A 12,448-nucleotide genomic window follows, 5' to 3' on the forward strand; every position below is an offset into this window, starting at 1 on the left:
TTACCCACGAATAGTTTATTTTCTGACTTTAGAGCCAATTTTTTCCGGTATATATTTCCGCTCAATGACTGCATCACTAGGTAACAGAAAAGTCTTCAATATTTTGTCTTCAGGAAGGTAAATGGTTATTTCTTGCTCTTTTTTATCTAACAGTAAACCTTCAAACTCAACCAACTTATTCGAGTCGGTATAGGTTACTTTGGAGCACTTCTCCCAATATTTTGATTCAATATCACAACCTTTTTCGTTGATGAGCTTTATTTCTTCGTGCGCAGTTGTCATACCCTTTTCATAAGCGGCCATAGGGAAACCGATGAATATATAAAGAAAAATCAAAAATACATATGCGTATTTAGCATATTTTTCCGTTACTGATGTGAGTCCTTCAGCAGGTTTTTTCTCTATGAACACATCAAATAAAACAATAAAAGTACCTATCAATAGTCCAACAATTATCATGTGCCAATTAGTTATAGCTAACCAAAAAGCATTTAATGCAATTGGGCCGACTAGTCCTATTAATATTATTAAACCAGTAGCAACTAATTCTTTCTCGGTTCCAACTACGCTACTAACGCCATAACCATCGTCTATACCTTTAAAAAAGAAAAAAGCCACCATATAAAATAAGAAAGCAAACACTACAACTAGCGCTGTTAAGAAAGGTATAAATCCATTGACTTTATTTAAAGTTTTTTCCATATTCCATTCTCAATTATTATTTTTATTTGTCAGTTTTAGTGCTTTGCTAAAGTAAATCACCTATCAATTCTTAAAGGTTATTTCACAATGATGTGCGAGATCATCAACTGAGCTGTTTTCTGTATTTAAACCGGGCAGGGCCATAATTCGGTCAACGAGCAAAAAGCATGCAGTGATTTATCTATCCAAACACAATTATGCTGATCGGTTTTCTTAATGATTTAGAAACGTCGACGCACTGCATTAGAAGCGTTTTCTTTATAAAATTTTGATAAGCGATAGGGCCTAACAATCTGATATATCAGCGATAATATAGAAGCCAGTAGTATAATGTCATCGCATAGCTCAAAATTACAGATATTTTTCATAAAAACATCACATTTAAATAAAGCTAAAATAGGTGCAGTCAAAAATCATATGCGCTTAAGCTGAAAAACCGTTTTACTATCTTCTGGTGATTTTATTGAAAGCTTCAGCAGCACGGACTGAGATTCCCGCTAAAATACTGCGGGAATGACGGCGTGGGAGGGAAGGTTTGCCTTCAAGCTTTTTTGCCTTTCGCTTTCCAGCCTTTTATCCAAACCAGTGCGGCCAGGCAATTTCCGATCATTTTATTGAAAGTTGGCGAATAGGGAGAAGGAGCATAATTGCTAAATTATCAAATGTAAGGACGGTCTTATTGGAGTTCGCAGGGTACACTCCGCGCACCAAGCATCATTAACGGTGCATAAAATGCACCCTACATATAACTTCCTCCGACCGTCATCCCCGAGTTGTTTCATCGGGGATCTAAGCGTCATTCTTGCCAGCGCACCGATTACCGCTACCTTTTTTTTTAAGTAAATTCAATGCATTAGAATGTCAAACCAATGTGGCTAGGCAATTTCCGTACGTTTTTCTTGCTCAATCAATATCTTTAGCAAGTGGAAACATGGATATTTCCACTAAGTTCGGCTCTGCACATGGATGTGCTGTCCGGACTGGTGCGTTAAAAAGAGATTTATTTAGTAAGATAAAAAAACGTCTCGGACGGCACTTTTTGGTTACTTTTACTTGCTGTTGAGAAAAAGTAACACGCCGTCAAGGGCGGAAGACCAACAAAAAAAGTTACACCAAACGCTTACAAGCGACAGGCTACAAAAACACCTTCCGGTTTATCTTGGCAAAAACAGACAGATTAAACAGGAAGGCAGCCAGCCAATGAATATCACGTGGAAACTAGCGCAGCCGATGCCAGTTTATTTGTGCCATTACACAGCGAAGTTGGCGGTGGGATAAAAAGTTGATTTGATAATAGAAACAGCGTGTTAAGCGCCGTTATATTGATAAAGGATTTTTACGGTTTAAGCAAAAGGCAGGACGCGCCCCCGTGAAAAGTACAGAAACTGTTACTAATGGCTCACGATTCGGACTCTAATTAAAGCAACAGTATTCCTAATACAGGCATAATAAGAAATGCTAATAAAGTTTGCACTGTAATAATAGAGGCCATTGTCTCTTTATCGCCACCTAATTGGCGTGCAAGTATGTATGCAGAAGGCGCTGTTGGCGTCATAAAGGCAATAATCAATACGGCTGCAGCGACACCAGTAAGCCCCGTATAGGAAACTAAAGTTATAGTAATCAATGGCTTTAGTCCAAACTGTGCTATTGACGATAAAGCAACAGCCCTAAAATGGCCTTTGATTCCTTGTAGCTGAAGCGCCGCTCCAACGGCTAAAAGTCCAAAAGGTAATGCCGCTTGCCCCACTATTTCTAGAACATCTCCAACGACAAAGGGTAATCCAATACCGCTTAGACTTAAAAACCAACCAATAGCACAAGCTATGATTAATGGATTGCTAACAATCTCTTTTATAAAGGGTAGTACCCCTTGAAATGAAGCTTTTCCCCAAATCACAAAGACTGATATGCACCACAAATTGATCAATACAATCATAAAACCAGCAGCAACAGAGCCCATTGCGAGTCCCGTTGCACCATATAAACTTTGTGCAACAGCCAGTGTAATGTAAGTGTTGAAGCGTATACCACCTTGGAAAATGGAAGTGAAAGTCGCATTATTCTTTGACAGTGATTTACGTAAAATAATAAGTAATAGCGCAGATGTCATTATTGTTCCAACGACAATCAATAACATTGATGGCCAAGGCGCGCCAATAAGGGATTGTTTTCCAAGAGTCCTGATGAGCAAAGCCGGGAAAAGCACAAAATAGGTCAGTTTTTCTATGCCTGCCCAAGTTTCTTCTGGTAGAAATTTAGCACGCCTTAAAATAAATCCCAAAATAATAAGAATCATGATGGGGATAAGCGCTGTAATAAAAGTCATCATTCTGAACTCACTAGAATTTTGCAGTTAACTGACTGGCTTTAATCGTTTGAAAATGAAATAAAATGAAAACCACAATAATTTATATTTGCTTGATATTCAATGGATTATTCTATTTTTAATAATCGACAGGTTAACTTGAGCGCCAAATCAATAAACGCTGCCATTATAGTTCGTAGGGTGCGCTCCGCGCATCGATTACTGCTGCCTGTTGTCTACTTTTCTTTTGTAGGCAATTCAATGCATTAGAATGCTAAGAAAAGACAGGACAGCCAAACATTTTTAGGTAAAAAATATGGTTGTCGGCTACGCGACACCCATATCTTTATATTACTTTCCCCCAAGCCCAAATTTAGTTTTTTATTAAAACCGGTTATAGATTCCAGTCTGATGGTGAAGCGGTATTAAAACGAGAAATTCGCTTACTTGACTCCCCTTTAAGCTGGTAATAACTATCTTCATAAATATTCCACCTGCATAGGTCGATCGGGGTAACCTCTGATGCATTTATACTAGCCACTGCGCCTGAGACCTCTAATCCTGCGCAGACAAGCTCAGAACAAAAGAACTTGCTGAAATCTTCTTGATTGTATCCAGGACCATGCATTCCTAATGGAAGATTATCTAGCGCATCGACCACCGATTTTATTGCCTGAGGCATATCATAAGGTTTTCTTTCTTTGGCTTGATTAAATAGAAAGTTAAAGAACTCAACTTTATTAAATGAAGTATCTCTAATGCTTTTTTTGAGAGGTAGCCACCACAATTCACCGCTATAGGTGTTGAGTCTGTCACTAAATCGAGAAACATTTACGCCATTGAATCCATTGAGTGAGGTAGATTCAATAATTTGATTAAAGAATCTACCGGTTTTATCTTCCGGTATTTTTGTTTGCAAAATAACGCCAACATGAGAAACACCGGAGAAAGTGGCAAACTTAATTATTTCTGAAAAATGACCTTTTCCTCCAAAAGCAATGACATCTCCTGGCTGCATTAGGTTTCTAGCTTCTTGGTAGGATATTTGTTTTGCTGACATAATACTTCACCTTATCTAGTAGTTAGACCAAAAGAATTAATGAAGTAATCAATGATTGCGAAGGAAAAATCAGCACTAAAGTTGCATTCGAGCGTTGTTCTCTCTTCACAAAATTGTATACCACAATTTTGAACAGCTTTAGCTGACCACGTGGTAGTGGTGAAGAACAGGATGTTCTGAATAAAACTCATAACGCAATTAGGGATGATTTTAACCAGCAAGGGTGATCACCTTTTTAGTTCTTTTGGTATTAGGATTATTCCGTACAAACTAGGCTGTAGAATTCTTTTATTACGATAAAAGCTCTATTTCAGAAATTTAAAGCCTGCAAAAACCATAGACTAAAAAGTGAATTTTATGTATAAAATGACAAATGCATTCGAGCTTAAGCACCTTACTACCTACCAATAAATTAGCGCTGTTTTGTTGTTTACAGAAAAGAATGCATATTGAAGAATTGAAAACGAACACCAGCAATAAAGTTGGGGTGGGCAAATAAAGTTGAAAATAAAGTTAGCTGTTGAGGTTTTTTTAGGCTATCATACGTTCGCTCTGAAAAATAAGAGTTGTTAATGAAATTATAAAGTCCAAGTTGTTATCTTAGTTACTCCCGCGTCATCGTAGTTGTCCTTAGTTTATCCCTTAGCTTCATCATCACATTCAATAATTCAATTCTCAGCACTTCGCATTTTCGCGATATTTTTTTAATGAATTTATATAAGGGACAAACATGTCTAATTCAACAACTGGTCTAGTAAAATGGTTTGACGAAGCAAAAGGTTTCGGTTTTCTTGCTCAAGATAATGGCGGCGCTGACGTATTTTGTCATTTCCGTGCAATCGCTTCTGAAGGCTTCAAAACATTGGCTGAAGGCCAAAAAGTTTCATTTGAAGTTGAGCAAGGCCAAAAAGGTCTGCAGGCTGCAAATGTAATCGCACTATAATTTAGTGCAATAAAAAAGGTGGTATCAGATCACCTTTTAGTCAATCATTACAACATTAAATTACCCGCTACAAAGATTAATCCAGAACACCCACTTCAGTTTGTGTCATGTCGATTTATATTCTTATTGTTAGCGCTAAAATTTAAAGCTGTAGTGGTTATTCTTTTCTATCCAAATAAGGATATTTGTTATGGCTCGTGCTACGGGAAGAAAACGATTTTGGTACCATCAAAGTCGCGTTCTATTATCAGAAACAAAAAACACCATTAAACAATCACAACAAGTAACTCAGTAAAACTACCAGCGATGTTATTTTTGAGGAGCCTCTATCCTTTTAAAATAACCGAGCGGGAATATTTCTCGTTACCGCTACCGGCTAATAAAACTTGATAATGTTAAACCCCATCAAGGTCAGCCAATAAAAAACCGCACACTTAAACCTTTATAATCCCCCTTTTGCTATAAAACATTCCGCTAAACTTGATAAATCAACCATCCTATTTACTGCTGTTTATCTTTTTATAACTCATCGAGATCTTCGATTAAAACACCTCGAAGATGACAGTGTGGGAGTGTGATCGAAGATGACAATGTTGAAGTGGGATCGAAGATGATAATGTTGAGGTGGGATCGAAGATGATAATGTTGAGGTGGGATCGAAGATGATAATGTTGAGGTGGGATCGAAGATGATAATGTTGAGGTGGGATCGAAGATGATAATGTTGAGGTGTTATTTTTGAGGAGCCTCTATCCTTTTAAAATAACCGAGCGAGAATATTTCTCGTTACCGCTACCGGCTAATAAAACTTGATAATGTTAAACCCCATCAAGGTCAGCCAATAAAAAACCGCACACTTAAACCTTTATAATCCCCCTTTTGCTATAAAGCATTCCGCTAAACTTGATAAATCAACCATCCTATTTACTGCTGTTTATCTTTTTATAACTCATCGAGATCTTCGATTAAAACACCTCGAAGATGACAGTGCTGAAGTGTAATCGAAGATGACAATGTTGAAGTGGGATCGAAGATGACAATGTTGGTGTGTGATCGAAGATGACAAGGTTGATGTGTGCTCGAAGATCACAAGGATGTTTAAAGGACATCGACTTCTGCATCAACTCAGAACGATTTATGCCGGCACTGCTTCTCGCTGCAGTAGTTTTTCGATAACCTGCGCCGAATTTGGTTTATGGAAGAAGTACCCCTGATAGGCATTGCAACTATGTGCGGCCAGAAAATCCAGTTGTGCCTGAGTTTCGACTCCCTCGGCCACGGTTGTCAGCTCCAGGTTTATAGCCAGATTAATGATCGTTGCACATATTTTTCCGTCTTCTGATGAGGTGGCACACTCATCAACAAATGATTTGTCAATTTTAAGCACATCGATAGGCAGGCGTTTTAGATAGGTTAGTGAAGAATACCCCGTTCCAAAATCATCGATGGATATTTTAATGCCTAATGATTTGAGATCTGACATCACTTCGATGCACCTATCTATATCCGTTAACAATACCCCTTCGGTGATTTCAATTTCAATGGCGCTGCCATCTATATCAAAACGGCTCAATAACTCGAAAATATAAGGAACAAGCGTGTCGGAAACAAGATGCTTACCCGAGATATTTATCGATACGATAACTTTTTCATATCCGCTATCCAGCCAGCAGCGCATCTGCCTAAGCACCGTTAGAATGGCAAATTCGCCCAGTTCAATGATCAGGCTGGACTCTTCGGCCAGCGGAATAAAATCAGACGGTGATATCAGCCCTTCCTGGGGATGCTGCCAGCGCATTAAAGCTTCCAGCCCGACCAATTGATTATCAGCCGTTACTTTAGGCTGATAGACCATAAAAAACTGCTCTTTTGCGGCAATACCTTTGCGCATATCCTGCTCAAGATTAAAATTACGCGCAGCCTGATCACCCATCTCAGCTTCAAATACCTGGTAGTTATCCCGGCCGTGCTGTTTGGCTGAATACATGGCAATATCAGCCTGCTGCACTAATTGAGCGGCGGTGGTAATACCGGGTTGGGCGGTGGCGATACCAATACTGGTGGGGATGCTGATGACTCGCCCTTCTAATGCTAAGGGCTGGCGCATAACGTTCAATATTTCTTTCGCTTTGTCATCTATAAAGCCATGGTTAACCGCTTCAATAAACAAGATCACAAACTCATCGCCTCCCCATCTTGCGATAACATCAGTGCTGCGGGTGACGCTAATCAGCCGAGTTGCTACTTCACATAGCAAATCGTCACCGGCCTTATGCCCTAATGTGTCGTTGATCTTTTTAAATCTATCTAAATCCATGAAAAACATGAGAACATTTTGATCGCTATGGGCATTGTGATTGATCGCTTTGGTTAACGAGTCCATCAGGTAGGTACGGTTGTATAAACCGGTTAGTGGGTCACTATAGGCGAGCAATTTTAGTTTTTCCTGCAGTTTTAACTGCCGCGTTATATCACGTATATGCAGGGTAAATTCATTTTGCATCTCACTGCCAAAACTTGCCCCGGTAATGGTTATTTCGGCTGGAAATTCAGACGCTAAGTGGCGAGCCAAGTTAAGCGAATTGCGGTGATTACGCACTAACCCCTGCGCGGATAAAAATTTATAGGCTAAATTTTCCCGCACGTCTTCCCGATCGGCTTCTAATATAAACAAGTCGATAAAATTCTTGTTAATGACCATATTTTTTGAATAGCCGAAGGTGCGTTCAGCGGCTGGATTAAATTCGATAATAGCGCCACTTAAATCAATGGTGACAATGCTGTCCATGGATGAATTGAGAATGGCACTTTTTCTCTTTTCACTGAATTTAAATTTATTAATCGCGCTATCACGATTTGAAATTTCGCTGTGCACCCGTTTGATCACTTTGTTGTATTGCGTTGCTATTTGTCCCACTTCGGTAAAAGGTTCAACTTTAACCGGTTGTGAAAATCCGCCGTCTAACTCCTGTTTATTCATGGCACCAAGCAGGCTGATTAATTCTGTAGAGGCGTTATGTTCAGAGATATTCATGCCCAGGTGTTCATCTTCAGCACTGACTCTTAGGGGAAAAAAGCGGTTAACCAGGGATAATAGTAGAAAACTGAGCCCGAAACTGTAACCACAAATAGCCAGCACGCCGGTAAGTTGAGCGAGTAGCTGATCGCTTCTGGTAAGCCCAGTTCCTAAGACACTCAAATCGGCAAACAGTGCGACGGCTAAGGTGCCCCAAATACCGGCAAATAGATGCACAGGAACAACGCCCAGGGCATCATCTATTTTGAGTTTCTCCATCCATAGGCTGCCAAAATATAAAATGACGCCTGCTATCATACCAATTAACATCGCCGCTTTAGGCGTAACCGCGTGACAGCCAGCGGTGATCGCGACCAGTCCGGCGATAACCCCATTGAGAATGGTGCCGACATCGACATAACGTTTGTGCCAATAATGACATAACGATGCGACAAAACCGCCTCCCACGGCCGCCAGACAGGTATTAAGCAGGATCAACGGCACTTGATCAGTCATTACTAAGGTACTACCCCCGTTAAATCCGAACCAGCCTAACCAGATTAAAAGTGCGCCAAGCACCGACATAGGTAAATTACTGCCGTTGGGTAACTCCTGCTGCGAATCAAAGCGTCCAATTCTTGGCCCAATTACGATTATTGCCGCCAGCGCAACGCAACCGCCAAGCGAGTGCACAACGGTCGATCCCGCAAAATCTACAAAACCTAATTGTTCTAACCAGCCTTGGTTAGCAGCCTGATAGTTAGATGCCCAGGCCCAATGCCCCGCCACCGGATAGATAAAGGCGCTCAGTATGGCTGCAATACACAGGTAGCCCATAAAAGACATGCGCTCGGCAACCGCACCCGAGAGCAGGGTTGCAGCGGTGCCGCAAAACATCATTTGAAATAGAAAGAAGCTGATTTGGTAGGGTGATTGCTGTTCACCAACAAAAAAAAGGTTAGTACCCAGCACGCCACCGAGAGAATCACCGAACATCAAGGCAAAGCCAAATACCCAGTAGATAATCGCTGCGATAATAAAATCAGAAATATTTTTTGCGGCGACGTTGATGCTATTTTTACTGCGGATTTGACCACTTTCGAGACACAAAAATCCGGCCTGCATAAAGAACACTAAAATTGATGCAATAAGAAGCCATGAGTAGTCCATTATCTTTCCTTAGTATCAGCAATCCTGCATGATATTTATCTGTGATTTGTATGTGCTGATATAATGCTTATCGCATAATAGATACCCAATACTAAGTGAATTAATGAAGAAGGTACAGAAAATGCATAAATGCAAATAACTAAAATCGCTAAGGTAAAGCAGTAAAGTATGCTGGGAATAGATTGATTGCTGTTACGAGGCTTAAATTGATAGGACGCTATTAGGTTATACAGCGCCCTTATATACGCATCCCTTTTTATTGAAACAAACGGTTAACACCTTTTACAGTATCGATCGGCTATTTATACAGATCGATATCACTTATCAACAATATGGTGTTTACCAATCGAATCTACGCTGCTGGCCTGAGGTCCTTGATCCCCGGCTTCTTCAATAAAGCGCACCTCATTGCCTATTGCCAGGGCATCGAAGCCGCCATCGACCAGACTATTGCGATGGCTGTAGATATCTCTTTAATCTGTGGTTATTATCCTGCCGAAATCCTTGTCACTTCAAATCGCCGAGATTTTTCCATGGGCGGGACTCGCATGTTTTTTACTTTGCCACGCAGCTTTCTGACAAATTCCTGCAACTATCTGCGGGCTGATTTAAAGGCAACAAAAGGCAACGCTTATAGCCACTAGCCTTCTGCATGGGCGTGATGTTCCGGTTAATATTTTTTAACCTGATTTCTACCGTTTGCTTTTGCGCTGTATAATGCCAAATCAGCGCGATTAATTAATTGTTCTAACGTATCGTTATGCTGGTACTGGCTGACCCCTATACTAATAGTGATAGAAATATCCATGCCGTCTTTTTGGTAATGGTTTTGCTCCACACTGAGTCGTAATTTTTCAGCAACAATCATGCTTTCTGTAATATTTGCTTTGGGCAGTAAGATAATAAATTCTTCTCCGCCGAAGCGCACAAACAGATCATCTGTTCTTAATATTTTCAGAATATTTTTGACAATAAGTTTCAATATATTATCGCCAATCAGATGGCCATAGGTATCGTTTATGTTTTTGAAATTATCAACATCAATTAATAGCAGTGATAAAGGTTTTTGCATCTCATCGGCTACGGCTAAAAGCGCAGGTGATATCTCAACAAGGTAATGTCGATTAAAAATATCGGTTAAATGATCTTTAAAAGCAACATCTTGCAATAGCGCTTTTGAATGCTCAATCTTTTCGGTCCTTTCCTTTATTTTTGTTTCAAGACTTTCATTAAAATCCTGTAACGCTTTGGTTTTAATGTTTATTTTTTCATTTAATGTTTTATTTAAGTTAGTTAGCAACCATTGCCTATATGAAACAAAAGCGATAATTAACAATACAACAAACAGCACCCGCCATAATAATTTGTAATTAAACTCTGCTTCATATTTAATGGAACTGTTTTTGGTATTAATCTCTTGCTTTATTTCTTCTGATAAATTATTTACAAGTTTTTCAAAGACTTGCAAAAGTAATATCTCATCATTTCTGACCCCGATACCCAGTTCTGTTTTTTGTTCAAGTTTTCCGCTGACTTTGAGCTGCCCGACAAAACGGTTTTGTAATAACTCTCCGATGGGAAAGAGTGCGCCTACAAAGCCATAAAGTTTGCCATTGACCACTTTTTCAAGTCCGTCTTTTACCGTCTCAACTTTGACTAATATGATATTCGGGTAATTTGTTCTGATCAGCTCTTCCTGCTCATAACCTTCTGGCACGCCTATTTTTTTATTTTCCAGATGCGTGAAGTTATCTATAAACGGGATATTAAGTTTGGTGACTAAAACACGCGGAGTGACTAAATAAGGAGAGGTGTAATTGAGATATTGACTTCTCTCTGTGGTTTTTGCAGCTAAAGACAACAGATCACATTTTCTCTCTTTGGCAAATTGAAGTGACTCACTCCAGGACCCGGTATGGACTATTTCAATGGGGATCGGTAGCTGCTTTCTAAAAATATTAATAAAATTCGTATTTAAACCAATATGCTTGCCTTGCTTATCAAAACCTTCATAGGGTAACCAGTTAGGGTCAATACACATGCTAATTTGTTTTTTATGTTCCAGGTAAGTTTGTTCTTCTTCGGTTAAAATTAATTTGATATTTTGATCATCAAAAATAAGTTCTTTAAAATCAACCTTTCCTTTGGTCACACCTAATACTTTGTATAGTTCTAAGATTCTTTTTACTTTATTGTTATCTATTTCACCTATTTCATCTGTGTTAAAAAACGCTAATTTCTTAAGCTCTTTGCCTTCGAACAGAAGCTCTTCTTTGCTTAAATTTTGCTCATTATATTTTGCCAAGATTAAATCGACTGTTTCAGGTATATGGCTAAATGCGTATTGCCAGCCTTTTAATGAAGCCGCTTTAAATGCCTTAACGGTGGAGATGTCTTGTGCAACTGATTTTTCACTTGTATATAAAAAATTACTATACATATCAAAGCCATAGTCTTTAGGATCAAAAATATTATATTCCACCCCTTTTTTAATTAATTCGTAGGGTGTTTTTGAAAGATAAGCGCTGATCAGATCGGTTTTTTCATTGATCAAATCATTTATATTATGCGAATGGGGTATGAAATTTAAATCGCCGATGTCTATATGACTTGAATTAAGCATGGCTTTTAATGAGGCCTGATTAATATCGTTGTTTGTGGCCATTATTTTTTTGCCGTAAAAATCATTAATAGTATTGATTTTTGATGCTTTGGTACTGAGCAGGACAAGCGGACTCGATTGAAAAAGTGCATATAAAATAACAATTTTTTTGTTGTTAGCCTTTTCGAGTATTATACTTTCGGAACCAACAGCAAAATCAATTTCTCGATCATTGATCTGTTGTACAGCGTCCATGCCTAATTTATAAGCTTTAATAATAACGTCTAATCCAAGATCATTATAAAAACCTTTTTCTTTGGCGACATAATAACCTGCAGATTGGAATTGTTCGAACCAGGAAGGTTGAAGCGTTACCTTTTTTAGCTCACTTGCAGATAATTGCTGACTCAAAAAAACAAGAAAACAAAAACAAATTCTTAGAATGCTAAGCAAAAGAAAATCCTTTTCTTAAAAAAATAACCTTATTTTAGGTAAATCAGACAACAGTTAATTAATGACGATTGTCCTGTTCAAGCCTAATAAAATATAAAGGGATAGGGAAGCTTAAGCTCATCATTCCCAACAAAAAATTAATGTACAGGCAGACTTGGATTAATAAGTCTGTTTATTTCTCCGATAAAAACAGTT

At 38.9% G+C, this 12,448-nt stretch carries 7 protein-coding genes; 2 read left to right on the plus strand and 5 right to left on the minus strand.

The features are described 5' to 3' along the window. Positions 1-15 precede the first annotated feature (15 nt). The 3 genes from ACJAZP_RS07030 to ACJAZP_RS07040 all read right to left on the minus strand — a co-directional run bounded on the left by ACJAZP_RS07030 (position 16) and on the right by ACJAZP_RS07040 (position 4,070). On the minus strand, positions 16-702 hold the full coding sequence (locus ACJAZP_RS07030; RefSeq protein WP_415230033.1) for a hypothetical protein: 687 nt from the start codon (positions 700-702) through the stop codon (positions 16-18). A 1,417-nt stretch (positions 703-2,119) separates the two neighbouring features. Next, a complete protein-coding gene (locus tag ACJAZP_RS07035) occupies positions 2,120-3,034 on the minus strand; it encodes an AEC family transporter (RefSeq protein ID WP_415230034.1) in 915 nt (304 codons plus the stop codon). 370 nt (positions 3,035-3,404) lie between these two features. Beyond that, positions 3,405-4,070 (minus strand): hypothetical protein, encoded by a 666-nt coding sequence (locus ACJAZP_RS07040; protein ID WP_415230035.1) that lies wholly within the window; start codon positions 4,068-4,070, stop codon positions 3,405-3,407. Positions 4,071-4,800: 730 nt separating this feature from the next. Here ACJAZP_RS07040 and ACJAZP_RS07045 point away from each other — a divergent pair. Beyond that, positions 4,801-5,013, plus strand: coding sequence for a cold-shock protein (locus ACJAZP_RS07045; protein WP_415230036.1), 213 nt, complete (start codon positions 4,801-4,803; stop codon positions 5,011-5,013). A 1,134-nt stretch (positions 5,014-6,147) separates the two neighbouring features. Here the strand turns inward: ACJAZP_RS07045 and amt are convergent. Next, positions 6,148-9,198 (minus strand): ammonium transporter, encoded by a 3,051-nt coding sequence (gene amt / locus ACJAZP_RS07050; RefSeq protein ID WP_415230037.1) that lies wholly within the window; start codon positions 9,196-9,198, stop codon positions 6,148-6,150. A 374-nt stretch (positions 9,199-9,572) separates the two neighbouring features. Here amt and ACJAZP_RS07055 point away from each other — a divergent pair, with 374 nt between their 5' ends. Continuing rightward, positions 9,573-9,842 (plus strand): hypothetical protein, encoded by a 270-nt coding sequence (locus ACJAZP_RS07055; protein WP_415230038.1) that lies wholly within the window; start codon positions 9,573-9,575, stop codon positions 9,840-9,842. Positions 9,843-9,868: 26 nt separating this feature from the next. Here the strand turns inward: ACJAZP_RS07055 and ACJAZP_RS07060 are convergent, their stop codons facing one another. Then, positions 9,869-12,253 (minus strand): diguanylate cyclase, encoded by a 2,385-nt coding sequence (locus ACJAZP_RS07060; RefSeq protein ID WP_415230039.1) that lies wholly within the window; start codon positions 12,251-12,253, stop codon positions 9,869-9,871. Between the last annotated feature and the right edge of the window lie 195 nt (positions 12,254-12,448).

Origin of the sequence: Psychromonas sp. (genome assembly GCF_047632955.1) — a bacterium.
Lineage (GTDB): Bacteria > Pseudomonadota > Gammaproteobacteria > Enterobacterales > Psychromonadaceae > Psychromonas.

Excerpts from the sequence above, each read along its gene's own strand:
- ACJAZP_RS07030 (WP_415230033.1), bottom strand. The coding sequence starts at position 702 with ATGGAAAAAACTTTAAATAAAGTCAATGGATTTATACCTTTCTTAACA.
- ACJAZP_RS07035 (WP_415230034.1), bottom strand. The coding sequence starts at position 3,034 with ATGATGACTTTTATTACAGCGCTTATCCCCATCATGATTCTTATTATT.
- ACJAZP_RS07040 (WP_415230035.1), bottom strand. The coding sequence starts at position 4,070 with ATGTCAGCAAAACAAATATCCTACCAAGAAGCTAGAAACCTAATGCAG.
- ACJAZP_RS07045 (WP_415230036.1), top strand. The coding sequence starts at position 4,801 with ATGTCTAATTCAACAACTGGTCTAGTAAAATGGTTTGACGAAGCAAAA.
- amt (WP_415230037.1), bottom strand. The coding sequence starts at position 9,198 with ATGGACTACTCATGGCTTCTTATTGCATCAATTTTAGTGTTCTTTATG.